This window comes from Desulfurobacterium thermolithotrophum DSM 11699, assembly GCF_000191045.1.
In the GTDB taxonomy this organism is placed as follows: Bacteria; Aquificota; Aquificia; order Desulfurobacteriales; family Desulfurobacteriaceae; genus Desulfurobacterium; species Desulfurobacterium thermolithotrophum.
Genome location: NC_015185.1, coordinates 1,292,934 through 1,307,480, shown reverse-complemented (window position 1 = coordinate 1,307,480; position 14,547 = coordinate 1,292,934). Strand labels below are relative to the sequence as shown.

Genomic DNA, 14,547 nt, shown 5'->3' with positions numbered 1-14,547 from the left:
AGGTTTGATGGGTTATTTACGATTTTTATTAGCTTACCTGGTATTACTATCCCATATAGGCTTCAGAATAGGCGGTCTCAATCCGGGAGTATTTGCCGTTGTAATATTCTACATACTGGCAGGACACGTTGTCACTCATCTCCTGTACGATATATTCTGGAATAAAGGAAAGACAGTCTTAACCTTTTACATAGACAGGGTCTTAAGAATATTTCCTCTATACCTTTTTGTCTCATCATTAACAATTCTATTTTTACTTTTAACCTCTTTCGGTAATCCTGAGTTTAAAGCTTTAAATCTGATAAACAATCTTCTTATTGTCCCCCTAAACTACTATATGTATATAGAGAAAGACTTGATAATCCTTACTTCTACACATCCACCATGGTGGCTTATACCCCCTGCATGGTCGTTAGGAACAGAACTTCAAGTCTATATGCTTCTTCCCTTTTTGCTTAGATTTCCTAAAATAGGTACTTTCTTTTTCTTTTTCTCTTTATGTATATATTCAATTGCGAATCTTAATATAATTCATTCTGATTATTTTGCTTATAGACTTATAGTTGGTGTTCTTTTTATCTTTATGCTTGGCAGTCTGATCCAAAAGATAGCAACTAACAGAGCAAGAAAGTATGAAATAGCTGCGGTAATAGCTACATATCTTTTTTGCGTTATCTGGTTTTCATACTTTGTACTTATAAAGCATCTCTACGGAGCATACACCCGTGAAACATTACTTGGAATAATCGTAGGACTGCCCATCGTATACGTAGCTGTGAAATCAAAAGTAAGGTTACCCTTCAACAGAACCTTAGGGAATCTATCCTACGGTGTATTTCTATCCCACTTTTTGGCCATATGGATTTTAGAGTACTTGGGACTTCCTAAAGGTGGACTTCTTTTTGTAATTGAAGTTTCCGTGTTGTCAGTCATAATAGCCTGGATAGGTGTAGTGCTGGTTGATAAGAGGATAGAGAAGATAAGGTTTAAGTTGTAAGATTTCGGTACAACTTATGATACTTCACAATGTTCTCTAACCTCTTTGCTAACACTTTCCAGTCTACCGACTTTAACCAGCTTTCTATTACCTTTTGTTTTTCCTTTAAACTCTTAGGATTTTTCAATAAAAGCTCTAACTCCTTAGTAATGCTCCGGACAGATGTATTTTCTGTAAAGAAAGCTACATCCGAAACATCGCTAAAGATTTCAAGGGGCGTACATAGGACAGGTTTCTTTAAAGAAAGTGCATACCTTACAGCAGCGCTTGACGATTCCTGTGTATACTGGTAGGGATACACAACAACATCTGCCAACTCAAGGTAATTAGCAACTTCCTCTTCCGGTAAGAAATCGGTAATGAACGTTACATTTTTTTCTATCTGCAGCTCTTTTATCTTCTTCTTACACTCTTTCATATAGCTTTTAGAGTCTGGAATTGGATAAAGAGAATTTAAAAGAAGAAGATGAATGTTTTTAAACTTTTCCCTTAAGATTGCAAAAACCTCTATAAGCTCTAAAATACCTTTATGAGGCAGCAAAAACCCAAAAGCAGCTATTACTTTACTGTTCTTTAAATTCAGTTCCTTTCTCAGCTGCTCTACCCTTTCTTTATCAGCCTGCTTGATATCAACCCCATGCGGAAACAGAGCAACATTCTCAACCAAACCAAAATCCTTTAGGATATTCATATCTGCGATACTATGGACAAAAATCCTATCTGCCAGAGATAGTTCCTCCTTTATCCACCTTAAAGATGCCTTAAAGTCAGGTTTATTTACATCTTTAACAGAATGGAACGTGATGAAGACACTTTTACCTTTGTCTTTAAGTTCTTTTACCAACCTGCCAAGTGAATAAACTTCTATAAAACCGAAGTTGTACTGAATAAAAACAGAGTCCAGCTCTTTATCCTCCACTTCTTTTATAATGGATTCTACTTCCTTCTTCGCTCCGTATCTCCATATCCTGCTTACATTTCTTTCTAAGCTTTCATCAAGGATATCCTTGCTACTTACCACGTTTGCAATAATGTGAACATCAATATCTTCGGAAAAGTTGTCTATAAGAAACTTTGAGTAAGCCGCTATTCCACATCTTATATTCCAAGTGCTAATCCATCCAAGCTTTACTTTCTTTTCCGGAAATACAGGTAGTTGTTCTACCTTCTCAGCCACTTTTATAAGTCTTTTTGCACAGTCTTCCCACCTGAAGCTGGACAAAATTGTTTCTTTAGCTTTTTTAGTTTTCTTCTCTATCTCTTCCTTAGGTGCAGAGTATATATATCTCATTAGTCTTACGAGATCCTCTTTTGAAGGCTCTACCCAGTAGGAGTTAAACTGTTTCATGTGGGTTTTTGCTCTATTAAACTTATAATCTATAAGCCAGCAGTTTTTTTCATTACAGAAAAATCTTTGCCCACCATAGGCGGTTGTGATAACGGGCATATCAAATAGCATAGCTTCTGCCATCGGAAGACCGAAACCTTCTCCCCTCGTTGGTTGAACTAAACAATCACACTGTTTGTATAAACTTACTATGTATTCATCCGGTATGTCCTCGTTTATAAGCTCTATCTCCGGACAGTTTTTGTTCTTCTTCTGATAGTAATCTATAAGCTCCTCAACATTATTATGGGGATTAGGAAACGTTTTAATTATCAAGGCTACATCGTCGTCCTTTGTAAAGGCTGAAGTAAAAGCATCAAGGAGTACATCTACTCCCTTTCTTGGAAAACATGAAGATATATGCAGAAACTTAAACCGCTTCTTTGTTCTTAACGGAAATTCCTTAGGTTTAATTTTAAGCACGTGATCTACACCAATACCAACTTCAAAAACAGGTATTGATATACCGTTATCTATCATAACTTTCTTTACATAGGGAGACATAACAGGAAGAGCATCTAAGTATCTGTTAAAGTTTTCCAGATAATCTTTTGGAAACTCTGATTCCTCCCAACCATAAGAGTTCATAAGATTTATTAATCCTTTCATATCGTATACACGGGGAGGATACAGGTTTCTCGTTACTATATCTGCACGGTATCCCTTTTCCCCAAGCTGCCACATTCTTTTTACGTCTGGATTTTTTTCAAGAAACTCTTTGTTTGGAGGAAAATCTCCATACCCTTCTGTAGAGTACAAAGAAACTTTGTTTGAAAAAAGTTTATCCAAAGCCCTTGCCATCTCTCTGTTTACAATAGCAAGACTGTATGAACTGTCAAAAGGACCTTCAATTTGAATTTTTATATCTTTACTCCTCTTTTGACTACTTAAAACCTGCTCCTTTCTCCCTTCGTCTACTTCAACCCTCAACCACTCCAAGAAGTTTATGAATTTCTGAATAACGTTAAAGTTTTCATATACCTTTAAAGCCTCCCTCTGAGTCTTTATTATTTCTCTCCGTAAAGCTCTATTCTTAGAAATTAAAGATAAAAGTCCTGCTATGTGTTTAAAGCTCTTTTCCTCAAATAGAACTCCCCCACCGTTTAGCGTATATTTAACATTGCTGTCGGGTGCATCATAGGCCACAACCGGCACATCAAACACAAACGACTCTACCAGTGGAACTCCAAAGCCCTCATGTTCACTTAAACATAGGAATACATCAGCTACTCTATAGTAAGCGTAGAGATCTTCGTATGGAACTTTCCCTGCCAAAATTACTTCATCCTGCAGGTTATACTCCGATATTTTTCGTCTTATTTTCTTCTCATACTCCGGACTGGTCGTTCCCCCTACAAGAATCAACCTTGAAGGTTTATCTGCTATTTGTCTATATAACCTGTATACTTCTACAAGTTCATCCTGTTTCTTGTTCTCTACTATCCTACCTACAAACAGTATGTTAAAAAATTTAGAGAACTCATCTACTATTTTTTTATTGAAAGAGTGCTCCCTTATTTTGTTTATGTCAAACAAAAGAGGAATAACAAATACCGATTTTTCATCAAAACCTACTTTTACCAGCTCTTTTTTGTTTAGCTCAGAATCTGCAATAGCTCCTACCGATATGTCCCTTAATAGTTTTAGCTGTTTTCTACCTTTTATTGAATATCTGTAAAGTGCAGAGTCTTTTGGGAAAAATCTTGCCGGCGTTATGTTATGGTAAACAAGCACAATCTTGTCTTTTAATGATAAAAGCCATTCATCTAAATCATGCCCAAGTGAGTGGTGAACCAGCAGGATATTATTTTCGTCCGTTTTATACTTAGAAAAGTGGAACAGTTTACCCTTAAGTTTTCTATCTATATGCTCAACGTATATATTTGATTCAAATCCCAGATCCCTTAAGATCCTTTGAATAAAGAACATTCCATTCGTTATAGCATCACCATAAGCACTACCTGAATGAAATTGATGAATTGCTTTAACTTTCATCTCTCTTATATCCTATTATTGCGTAGTCAAAGTATAATTTTTTAGGATCCTCATCCTTATACCTTTTTTCTTTAAGAGGAGCAGAAAATACAATTTTTATATCTTTAAATCCTATCCAACGTAACATAAAAGAAAGTGTATCCGGAGGAATAGGTCTGACATGTGTTTCGTCAATGTAAAACCTGGCAAAAGCTTCATAGTTCCAAGGGTTAACAGTCTCTAATATTATCGCTCCACCATTTACTAATTTTTTGTGCGAAAGCTGTAAAAACTCTTTTAGATAATCTCTCTGCAAGTGTTCTATAACTTGAAAAGAGACTATAGCAGAAAACTCTTGTTCTGTTTCCTTAAGAAAACTATTGATGTCTGTATTTACCACTTTAAATCCTTTTTCTTTTAAAATCTGCACTTCTTCCTCATTTATGTCTACTCCTATAGCTTCTATACCCTTTTCTTTCAATAATTCCAAAAACTCACCTCTACCACAACCTGCATCAAGAACTGGATAATTTTTTAGACACTCCTCAGGAACATATTTTAAATACTTTTCTTGCCGCTTCTTTATCTCTTTCCTTTCACCTCTAAACACATTTTCAAACGCAGAGTAATAATTCTTATCTTTATCAATATTTAATTCTACGTTTATCTCTAACTCTTTCGGTAAATCTATTTGGAAGAATCTATTTTCAAGATTACTTATCCTTACGTCCTGAATAGATAAGCTGTTTTGTAATACATTTTTTGTTTCTATTAAGCTACGATGTAAATTTGATATTTCAATATCTAACTCAGATAATCTGTTATTTATTTTGTCTATCTCAGCCAATCTACTGTTTACTTCTGCAAATCTTTGTCCAACTTTCTGTTCAAGGTTGATAATACTTTGGTTTATGTGATTTTGCAAACTTTCAAACCTTTGGTTTGCATGATTCATATGATAGTGAATGTACGATTCCAATGCGTTTATATGTCTCATGAACCTCGGTACAGTAATGAAAAACTTTAATATCTTGAGCAAGTAACCTACTACTGGTATGCCTGATAAAAATGCATATAAAGCCCTCTTCTTTAGTCCCAATATCTTTACATTTCTTTTCCTTCCTTCTTTAGAATATCTAAGTCTTACAATGATATCGGTTTTCGTATATTCTCCGTTTCTTAGCTTTCTTAAATAATGATTTAGTCCATCCTTATCAGGTTCTCTACCAAGTATAGTTCTATAGGCAAATCTTACAAACTCTACATCGTGGTACTTAACAAAATCTTCAATTGTGTAGACATATTCATCGGTCTTCTTACTGCTATCTTCTAAAGGTACTTCCCTTTTGCTTTCTATCTCATATATCTTTGATACTTCCTCTTCTACCTTACTGAGGAGAACTTTTGAAGAAACTTTAAGAGACTTTATTTTAATCATTAACTAACCCATCGAGATTAAATATTATTTTGCTGTTTTTGTTACTCTTGCTAAATCTGCTTCCATCATAATTTCAACAAGTTGAGAAAACTTTGTTCTTGGTTCCCATCCAAGTTTTTTCTTTGCTTTCTCAGGATTTCCTATAAGAATATCTACCTCTGCAGGTCTATAGAATTCAGGAGAAACTTCAACGATAACTTTTCCGGACTTTCTGTCTATTCCCTTGGTATCAACTCCTTCCCCTTCCCACTCTAAGCTAAATCCCGCAACCTCAGCAGCTTTTTCTACAAATTCCCTCACTGTATGGGTTTCCCCCGTCGCAAGAACGTAGTCGTCTGGCTTTTCTTGCTGAAGCATCAGCCACATTCCTTCTACGTATTCTGGAGCGTATCCCCAGTCTCTCTTTGCATCAAGATTTCCTAAGATTAGTTTATCTTGTAAGCCATATTTTATTCTTGCTAAGCTGTAGGTAATCTTCCTTGTTACAAACTCAATGCCTCTTAACGGAGACTCGTGGTTAAAAAGAATACCGGAACAGGCAAAAATGTTAAACGACTCCCTGTAGTTAACTGTTATCCAGTGACCAAAAAGCTTTGCTACCCCGTAAGGGCTTCTTGGATAAAAAGGAGTTTTTTCTGTTTGAGGTATCTCCTGCACTTTTCCGAACATTTCACTTGTAGAAGCTTGATAGAACTTAGTATCAGGTTTTAACGTTCTAATGGCTTCTAAAAGTTTTAAAACACCCATAGCGTCAATTTCTGCAGTTAAAATTGGCTGTTCGAAAGACACTCCTACAAAACTCTGAGCAGCTAAGTTGTAAACTTCATCAGGCTGTATCTTCTCAATAACTCTCATTATGTTCGTTAGTTCCAGCAAATCCATGTAAACAACTTTTACGTCCTTTTCTATACCGAGTTCCTTTAGTCTCCAGTTAGAAGAATCGCCACTTCTTCTATCAGCTCCGTAAACTTCATATCCTTTTTCTAAAAGAAGTTTGGCAAGGTACGCTCCATCCTGTCCACGAATTCCTGTAATAAGTGCTTTTGGCATTATTAGGTAGCCCTCCTTTGGAAAGTTTCCTGTTTACTAACTGGATTATAGAAAAATTTTGTAGCTTTTCCAATCACTGTACGAGAGTGTTTGAAAAATCATCCAGACAAAGAACAAAACTCCCATGTTAAAGAGGATAAACTTAGCTAAAACAAACAGTTGAGCTATATGAAAGCTCTTTGTTTTCTCGTAACTTCCAACATCCTGCTTAACTTCTCCAAAAATACTCTCTATCAGTCCTCTAAACCTGTAAATTTCATCAGATTCTAAAAGCTCTTTGCATTTAAGCCTAATCTCAGATTTAATTCCCTTCCTTAATGTTTCTCTCACCTTTATGTAAGGCTTTAAGCCTACTAACAGAACAAGCTCAATAAACTTAATGCTGTCATAAGCTTTGTCTCCTAAAAATGGCTTTCCTTTCAAAGCTCTCCATATAAATCCCCTTTCGTTTAACCACCTAACTATTTTCTCTCCAAGTTTCACTTCCGAAGCGTAACTCTCTCCAGGTAATGCAGTAAGAATGAACCTTTTTCCATCTTTTAGATGAACGCTTAATACAACAACTTTAACGTGGCTTTTTACCTCCTTTATCTCTTTGCCTCTTAGAATTTTCAATGGATAAATCTCATTGTATTTGAAGCCAGTTCCATCTATTATCAGAAATCTTAGTTCTTTATGATACTTCCCTAAGAGTCTTCGAGAGACAAAGTTCAGAAAATCTACAAGGAGAATGGAAGGTAGTTGCTTGAGTCGGTAATAATAGGTTGAAAAATCAGGAATATTCTCTCTTCCAAATATCTGAACTGCCAAATATTCAAGGTCTCTGAATGATAGGTTCCAGGCTACTTGGAGGAAAAGAAGGGTAAGAATTATCTCGTCAGGGTATTTCTTGGGTCTTCCTCTTTTGGTTTTAAAAGGATATAAATATACCAGTACAGCCTGTCCTCTCCGGTTCATGTATGTTTTTGATAGGTTGAGTACTTTGTGGAAATTTAGTCTTTTCGCTTTCATACCGGAGAGGATAGGCTTTTTTCTTAATTTTGGCAATTTTCAAACACCCTCATCACTGTACTATGCTTTTTGAAAAAAAAGTTTTTCTAGGTATACTTAAAAAAATAAAAATCAAACACAGTGGAGAAAGATGAAAATAGGTATTTATGGAAATCTTTTTTTGGGTAAAAGAACAGGGATAGGTAACTATATATATAATCTTTGCAAACATCTTGAAAGTTTTTTACCTGAGGCAGAATTTTTCATTTTCTCTCAAAGAAAACCAGATGAAATTCCTTTTGGAAAGAATTTTTCTGTAATAGTTGAAGAAAACCCTTTTTTAAGAAAACTCCCTTTTTCTTTATGGCTGAGGTTGTTTTCTTTTCGCTTGATAAACCAATATAATCTGGATTTTTTCTGGTCTGGAATGCCAATAATGCCTCTTTATTTAGATCAAAGCATAAAAAAGATAATAACTGTTTACGATTTGAATTTATATCTTGTTCCAGAAACAATGAAGACGTTAACAAAAATTAACCACAAGCTTTTTTTTAAGAAAAGTATATTGGAATCAGATGTTGTTGTGACAATTTCGAAAGGAACAGCTCAAAGATTGAAGAAATTTTTGGGAGTAGAAACCGACGTTGTAGTCTATCCGGGAGTTGATGATACTCTATTTTATCCCCGGAAAAGAGAAGAGGTAGAATCTTTTTTAAAAAGTAAAGGAATTAATAGTAAATATATCCTTTCTGTTTCAACTCTTGAACCAAGAAAGAACCTTGAGTTATTAGTAGAATCTTTTTTAGAGTTAAAAGAAGAAGGGTATTTGCAAGATTTTAAGCTTGTTCTTGTAGGAAATAAAGGTTGGAAAATAAATAAACTTTACCAAAAGATAAAGAGGTTTAAAGAAGAGATAATATATTTGGGATATATACCAGATGAAGAACTTCCTCTTTTATATAGTGGAGCAACTGTTTTTGTTTTACCCTCAATGTACGAAGGATTTGGAATTCCTGTTCTTGAAGCACGTGCCTGTGGTTGTTGCGTTATAACATCAAATATCCCTGAGTTAAAAGAAGCAGGAGGCAAAGGTTCTATATACATAAATCCACAAAAAAACATTTTAAAGGATACGTTATTTTCTTTCATTAACAAAAATATAGACTGCAATAAAGAAAAACTTAGGGAAAACTTATTCTTTTGGAAAGAAGAAGCAAAAAAACTTGCAAAGATTTTCATAAACTATTCATCATTCAAGTAAAACTCAAACCATTTTTTTAATTTTTCAAAGTTATCTGCAGGAAAAGTTTCTAAGAGTGCTGAAAGTAAAGTTATTGCAAGCATTGATTCTCCAACGACTGCTGCTGCTGGAACAGCACAAACATCAGATCTTTCAATTGATGCTTCAAAAGGTTCTTTAGTTTTTATGTCTACGCTTTTTAAAGGATTGTAAAGAGTAGGAATAGGCTTCATGGCAGCTCTTATAACTATAGGTTCTCCGTTGGTCATTCCTCCTTCAATACCACCAGCTCTATTTGTTTTTCTATAAAAACCTTTTTCTTCAGAGTAGAAAATCTCGTCGTGAACTTTTGAACCTATAGTTTTTGCACTTTCAAATCCAATTCCAACTTCAACACCTTTTATAGCTTGAATAGACATGATTGACTGAGCTATTTTTCCATCAAGCCTTTTATCCCACTGAGTGTGACTACCAAGTCCTACTGGAACTCCTATAGCAAAAACTTCAAACACTCCACCAAGACTTTCTCCGTTTTCTTTTGCCTTATCAATTTCTTCTTTAAATCTTTTTTCAAGATTTAAGTCATCTATCGGAATTCTAACTTCTGAATTTTCTGCATTTTCAAATCTTTCAAGGTATGAAAGACTTTCCAAGACTTTTTTAGGAACTTCCACGCTACCTATGGAAATTACGTAACTTCCAATTGTTATCCCGAGTCTTCTCAATATATCTTTACAAAGAGCTCCAGCTGCAACTCTTCCTGCCGTTTCTCTTGCGCTCGATCTTTCTAATACATTTCTAACGTCGTCAAAACCATACTTTAAAACTCCAGAAAGGTCAGCATGTCCAGGTCTTGGTCTTGTAACTTTTTTATCTTCAGGTAAATCACCTGGGTCAGGTTTCATTATTTCTTCCCAGTTTTTATAATCTTTATTCCAGATAGCCATTAAAATTGGAGAACCAAGAGTTTTACCGAGTCTAACACCGGATAAAAACTCAACTCTATCCTTTTCTATTTTCATTCGGCCACCACGACCGTAACCTTTCTGTCTTCTTGAGAGCTCTCTATTAACAAAATCAAAATCTATCTCAAAGTTTGCTGGAATTCCTTCAAGATACGCAAAAATTCCCTTTCCGTGACTTTCTCCTGCTGTAAAAAATCTTAACATTGTTAGCTCCTAAAGTTTTATTGTGGATGGTATTTTACGAAAATTTCGCGAAAAACTATTCTTTATGCCAGTCGTCTCCTACTTCTTTTACTATTTCAAATTTTTTTACAAAACCACCACTTTTAAGGTAATCTATAGCTTTTAAGGCATCTTCATAAAAAGTAGGAGCTATCCAGAGCTCTATTAATCCTTCTTTTCTATCTTTTGTTCTTACTGTTGCAACTTCGTGGTACCATTCGAAAATAGCATTTAAAAATGCTATGTCCTTAACGTCAACCTTACACAAAAGATTTCTTCCTTTCATTATAGCTTTCTTCAAAGCTCCATCCCCTCAATGTATTTTGTCTCAAAAGTTTTGTTTGTCGCAAGTTCTAAAAATTCTACTTCTCTTTTTAGCTCTTTTATCCTTTCTCGTTTCTTTCTGCTTCCAAGAAGAAGAGCTGCGCCCTTAAGTGCAGCATTTCCAAAAGCCTTTACTTCCGGTAAGTTTTCAGGAATTAGCTTTACTCCTTTTATGCTCCTTTTATCTATGTGACTTCCAAAAGCTCCACTAAAGAAAAATTTGTCTGGAATATTTGCTTTTTCAATAAGAGCAGAAAGTCCTCCATAAACACTAGCTTTTGCAAGGAGAAATTTTCTTATATCTTCTTGAGTAATAGCAATTAAGCTTTCTTTATCTTCGTAAAGAACAAAAGCTTTTTGACCTTTAACTTCTCTTACATAATTGGCAATCAATGGATTTAGGTTTTTCTCAAAAGTTCCCTCTTTATTTACAATCCTAAAACTTTTAAGTAGATAGATGATGTCAAAGTAACCGCTTGCGCAAATGCCTTGTGGTTTTTCATTTCCGATAACAAAATATTTAAAAGTTCTACCATCAAAGAAAACTTTATATATAGCTCCTTTAGTAGCTCTCATTCCGCTAAAAAGTCCTACTCCTTCAAAGGCTGGTCCAGCCGGAACAGAAGCAGCTACTTTTAGGTTTTTCTTGTAGATTCCTAACTCTGCATTTGTTCCAAGGTCTGCTATCCCAAAGTTTTCAAATCCTTGACTTTCAAAATAAAGAAGATTTGAAAGAAAATCTGAACCTATAAAGTTTTTAAAGGGAGGTGGAAAATAAAAGAAAGTATTTGGAAAGTCAGAAATATCAAGTTCCTTTCCGCTTATGTAGACTTCTTCTTCTACCTCTAATTTAAAGGGATATTTTTCAAAACCGCTTACAGGAAGTCCTAATAAAAAGTGGTGCATTACAGGATTAGAGACAACAACGACTTCTAGGATACTTTTACCAAATTGCTTAAGGAGAAAAGAAATCGTTTCAAGAAGGAGCTCCCTTTGTTTTTTGTAGTTCTTCCTTGCAAGTTCAACTCTTGTTACTACATCGGCTCCAAAAGAAGACTGGAAGTTTAGTGTTTTATAACTTTTAAGGAATTTTCCTGTAAAAAGGTCAAAGAGAGCTCCCTCTACTCCTGTTGTTCCAAGATCAAGAGCAACTCCAAAACCAGTTTGTGGACAGTCTACTTGAATTGAAGGTAAAACTTCTCCCTGCAAGACAAGTCTTTCTTCAAAAACTTCAACTTCACCTTTGTAAGGACCAAATGTAAGACAAGCAAGCTTTTCTTCTCCGTTAATTTTAACGGTACACTTTCTACACGTCCCCCTCCCACCGCAGTAAGCTGACTTCATAAAACCTTTTTCTCTAAGGATCTGATAAAGACTTTTTCCTTCTGGAACCTCAACAAATAGCTTCATTTTTAATTCATTCCAAACCGTAAGCTTTCAAATGATTTTTAAATCTTTCACAAATTTAGGATAAAACTCATCTTCATTTAACATTGGGTAATGCTTTCTATTGTATGTCCATAACTTCATTCCAGTCTTTCTTGTAGCAGCTGCAATCGTTGCGTCAGCAAGTTCTACAGAGTGAGATTTCCTGTATTTTCTTATAAAGTCCCCAGCAAGTTCAGCAATTTCCCTGTCTATTGTGATAAGAGAAAGAGCTTCAAGTAACTCTCTTGTCCTCTGCTCTTCTTTTTCACGCATACCAGCAAAAATTTCTGTGATCTGAATAGTGGTTATGTAAAGTTGTCCTGCAGTATCTTCTACTGCCTTTTCAAACTGCTCTTTAACTTCTCTATTTTTCCTTAATATCCAGATTAGAACGTCAGTATCCAAAACTATCAATTCTATTCCCCTTTCGTAGTTCTCTTACAAAAGATTCTGGATCCATATCTCTTTCTTCCCATGCTCCAAAAGCCTTATCCAGTGCTTTGAGGAGAGCTTCTTTTCTATTGCTGTTTTCTTTAAAAGAATTCCATAATCTATTCCTGATTATTTCGGAAATAGTTTTACCACTTTTTCTACTTTCTTCTTTGAGAAGATAATGAAGCTTTTCATCTAGGTATATTTGGGTTCTCTTCATCCTATTCCTCACTAATAGTTGATGTATCTATACATTATTCCTAAATCATTGCTTTGGCAAGAGTTATGCTTCCACTAAAAATAAGCTTTTTTGGATGAATAGGTTTCACAACAACATCAATTTTCCTATTACATCTTTTAGAGTGCTGTCGCACCCTGTGAAGCGGGAAACCCCTCACAGCGGTAGAGGGGAGGAAATCAGTAAATTGGAATTAACCAGTGAGAGTACTTTTTGTTTTCTCCCTTAACTATTGAAAAGTAAACTTCTTGAAGCTTTTTGGTAATAGCACCTATTTCACCATTTCCTATGGTTACGTGATCAACCTGAACAACTGGAGCAACTTGAGCTGCAGTTCCTGTAAAGAAGACTTCATCTGCAACATAAATTTCGCTTCTTAAAATAGGTCTTTCTTCAACTTCAATTCCAAGTTCGTTTTTTGCAAGTTCGATTACTGCATTTCTTGTAATACCTTCAAGAATGTTGCTGTGAGAAGGTGGTGTTATAAGCTTACCGTTTCTAACAATGAAAAGGTTTTCACCACTTCCTTCTGCAACTGTTCCGTCAGGATTAAGCATAATTGCTTCATCATAGCCGTTAAGAAGTGCTTCTGTCTTTGCAAATGCACTATTTACATAGGCACCTGCAACTTTGCATCTTGCCGGAATCATTGTGTCGTTTATTCTGTGGAAAGAAGAAGTTTTAGCCTTTAATCCTTTTGAAAGGTCTAAATAATCTCCAAGAGGAAGGGTGTAGATAGCGACTTCTGTTTTGTAGCCAATAAGTTTTGGAGAAATCTTAAGGTCAGAAAAGTAAGCTATAGGTCTAATGTAAGTATCTTCTCTGTGTTGGCATTTTCTTAGGAGCTCTACAGTAATATCCACAAGTTCATCGGCACTTTTTTCAACTTGAAGGTTTAGGATTTTGCAGTTTCTTAACATTCTTTCGTAATGTTCTTTAAAGAAAAGTCCAAAAAGTTGCTGTTTTTCTTCATTCCAGTAAGCTCTAATTCCCTCAAAAATAGCTGTTCCATAGTGAAAGGAATTTGTCTGAATATTTATATTAGCTTCCTCGATAGGAACAAATTTTCCTTCAAAGTAAGCATATCTTTTCATTTAACTCCTCCTGCAACTTTTCTTCTATAGTAAACAATTACTAAACCTGTAGCCACCATTATAATACTTATTACTTGATTGTTACTCATCATTCCGAGTATTTCTTTTGGAGTTGCTCTCCAAAACTCTATTAGAAATCGAAAGATTCCATAAAAAATTAGATAGAAACCAAAAATTTCGCCTGTCGCTTTTTTTCTGCGGTAGAGAAGATAAAGAATTCCAGCTATTAAGAAATTAGCAGCTGAAGAAATAGGTTGTGTTGGGTATAAAGGTATTCCTAATGGTGCAGCAGAGTGAGGGTCATGAAAGATAATTGCAAAAGGAGCATCACACTCTTTACCGTAGCAACACCCTGCCATAGTGCAACCAATCCTTCCAAATCCAAGACCAACAGATAAAGGGATTGCGACTATATCTGCAAATTTCCAAAAAGGAATTTTTCTTTTCTTTATAAAGTAAACTGCCGTTAGAGCTCCAAAGATAACTCCACCATACCAAACAAGACCTCCTTCCCAGAAGAAAAAGAGTCTATACCAAGGGTCTAAATATTGAGGATTGTAAAGGAAGAAGAAAACTCTTGCTCCTATTATTCCTGCAATAACTGTCCAGAATGCAGTGTCTGCAATGTCTTTAGATGGAATTCCTTCTTTTTCTGCAAGTTTCATCAGTATAAGGGAACCAAAGAAAATTCCAAGAGCAACCATAACGCCGTAGGTATATATAGTTATTGGACCGATCTTAAAAAGAATGGGATACACTTTAACCTCC

The 14,547-nt window shown here is 35.2% G+C and carries 13 protein-coding genes; 2 read left to right on the top strand and 11 right to left on the bottom strand.

The features are described 5' to 3' along the window. Positions 1-7 precede the first annotated feature (7 nt). A complete protein-coding gene (locus DESTER_RS06730) occupies positions 8-997 on the top strand; it encodes an acyltransferase family protein (RefSeq protein WP_013638900.1) in 990 nt (329 codons plus the stop codon). Here DESTER_RS06730 and DESTER_RS06725 read toward each other — a convergent pair. The 4 genes from DESTER_RS06725 to DESTER_RS06710 are packed head-to-tail and all read right to left on the bottom strand — an operon-like array spanning position 987 to position 7,893. Continuing rightward, positions 987-4,379 (bottom strand): glycosyltransferase family 4 protein, encoded by a 3,393-nt coding sequence (locus DESTER_RS06725; protein WP_013638899.1) that lies wholly within the window; start codon positions 4,377-4,379, stop codon positions 987-989. The genes DESTER_RS06730 and DESTER_RS06725 overlap by 11 nt on opposite strands. Beyond that, positions 4,369-5,796, bottom strand: a complete 1,428-nt coding sequence (locus tag DESTER_RS06720; protein WP_013638898.1) for a methyltransferase domain-containing protein — start codon at positions 5,794-5,796, stop codon at positions 4,369-4,371. Before DESTER_RS06720 ends, DESTER_RS06725 begins: the two co-directional genes overlap by 11 nt. Positions 5,797-5,820: 24 nt before the next feature. Continuing rightward, positions 5,821-6,846 carry a GDP-mannose 4,6-dehydratase gene (gene gmd / locus DESTER_RS06715; protein WP_013638897.1) on the bottom strand — a complete coding sequence of 342 codons (1,026 nt, stop codon included), beginning with the start codon at positions 6,844-6,846 and terminating at the stop codon, positions 5,821-5,823. Between the two features lie 45 nt (positions 6,847-6,891). Then, positions 6,892-7,893: an IS5-like element ISDeth1 family transposase gene (locus tag DESTER_RS06710; protein ID WP_013638896.1), complete on the bottom strand. Its 1,002-nt coding sequence runs from the start codon at positions 7,891-7,893 to the stop codon at positions 6,892-6,894. A 94-nt stretch (positions 7,894-7,987) separates the two neighbouring features. Here DESTER_RS06710 and DESTER_RS06705 point away from each other — a divergent pair, with 94 nt between their 5' ends. Continuing rightward, the gene (locus tag DESTER_RS06705) at positions 7,988-9,097 is read left to right on the top strand and encodes a glycosyltransferase family 4 protein (RefSeq protein ID WP_013638895.1); all 1,110 of its coding nucleotides are present in this window, start codon (positions 7,988-7,990) and stop codon (positions 9,095-9,097) included. Here the strand turns inward: DESTER_RS06705 and aroC are convergent. The 7 genes from aroC to lgt all read right to left on the bottom strand — a co-directional run bounded on the left by aroC (position 9,079) and on the right by lgt (position 14,537). After that, on the bottom strand, positions 9,079-10,245 hold the full coding sequence (aroC, locus tag DESTER_RS06700) for a chorismate synthase (protein WP_013638894.1): 1,167 nt from the start codon (positions 10,243-10,245) through the stop codon (positions 9,079-9,081). The two genes, DESTER_RS06705 and aroC, sit on opposite strands and share 19 nt — an antisense overlap. 55 nt (positions 10,246-10,300) lie before the next feature. Beyond that, complete coding sequence (locus tag DESTER_RS06695; RefSeq protein ID WP_013638893.1) at positions 10,301-10,564, bottom strand: DUF4911 domain-containing protein; 264 nt, start codon at positions 10,562-10,564, stop codon at positions 10,301-10,303. Continuing rightward, the gene (locus DESTER_RS06690; RefSeq protein ID WP_013638892.1) at positions 10,561-11,997 is read right to left on the bottom strand and encodes an ASKHA domain-containing protein; all 1,437 of its coding nucleotides are present in this window, start codon (positions 11,995-11,997) and stop codon (positions 10,561-10,563) included. The genes DESTER_RS06695 and DESTER_RS06690 overlap by 4 nt, the downstream gene beginning before the upstream one ends. 27 nt (positions 11,998-12,024) lie before the next feature. Further along, entirely contained in the window at positions 12,025-12,429 is a 405-nt protein-coding gene (locus tag DESTER_RS06685) for a type II toxin-antitoxin system VapC family toxin (protein ID WP_013638891.1), read from the bottom strand. After that, positions 12,410-12,667 carry a ribbon-helix-helix protein, CopG family gene (locus DESTER_RS06680; RefSeq protein ID WP_013638890.1) on the bottom strand — a complete coding sequence of 86 codons (258 nt, stop codon included), beginning with the start codon at positions 12,665-12,667 and terminating at the stop codon, positions 12,410-12,412. Before DESTER_RS06680 ends, DESTER_RS06685 begins: the two co-directional genes overlap by 20 nt. A gap of 197 nt (positions 12,668-12,864) precedes the next feature. Continuing rightward, positions 12,865-13,779 (bottom strand): branched-chain amino acid transaminase, encoded by a 915-nt coding sequence (locus DESTER_RS06675; RefSeq protein ID WP_013638889.1) that lies wholly within the window; start codon positions 13,777-13,779, stop codon positions 12,865-12,867. After that, positions 13,776-14,537, bottom strand: a complete 762-nt coding sequence (gene lgt, locus DESTER_RS06670; protein WP_013638888.1) for a prolipoprotein diacylglyceryl transferase — start codon at positions 14,535-14,537, stop codon at positions 13,776-13,778. Before lgt ends, DESTER_RS06675 begins: the two co-directional genes overlap by 4 nt. Positions 14,538-14,547 lie beyond the last annotated feature (10 nt).

Excerpts from the sequence above, each read along its gene's own strand:
- DESTER_RS06680 (WP_013638890.1), bottom strand. The coding sequence starts at position 12,667 with ATGAAGAGAACCCAAATATACCTAGATGAAAAGCTTCATTATCTTCTC.
- DESTER_RS06675 (WP_013638889.1), bottom strand. The coding sequence starts at position 13,779 with ATGAAAAGATATGCTTACTTTGAAGGAAAATTTGTTCCTATCGAGGAA.
- gmd (WP_013638897.1), bottom strand. The coding sequence starts at position 6,846 with ATGCCAAAAGCACTTATTACAGGAATTCGTGGACAGGATGGAGCGTAC.
- DESTER_RS06730 (WP_013638900.1), top strand. The coding sequence starts at position 8 with ATGGGTTATTTACGATTTTTATTAGCTTACCTGGTATTACTATCCCAT.
- DESTER_RS06705 (WP_013638895.1), top strand. The coding sequence starts at position 7,988 with ATGAAAATAGGTATTTATGGAAATCTTTTTTTGGGTAAAAGAACAGGG.
- aroC (WP_013638894.1), bottom strand. The coding sequence starts at position 10,245 with ATGTTAAGATTTTTTACAGCAGGAGAAAGTCACGGAAAGGGAATTTTT.
- DESTER_RS06725 (WP_013638899.1), bottom strand. The coding sequence starts at position 4,379 with ATGAAAGTTAAAGCAATTCATCAATTTCATTCAGGTAGTGCTTATGGT.
- DESTER_RS06690 (WP_013638892.1), bottom strand. The coding sequence starts at position 11,997 with ATGAAGCTATTTGTTGAGGTTCCAGAAGGAAAAAGTCTTTATCAGATC.
- DESTER_RS06720 (WP_013638898.1), bottom strand. The coding sequence starts at position 5,796 with ATGATTAAAATAAAGTCTCTTAAAGTTTCTTCAAAAGTTCTCCTCAGT.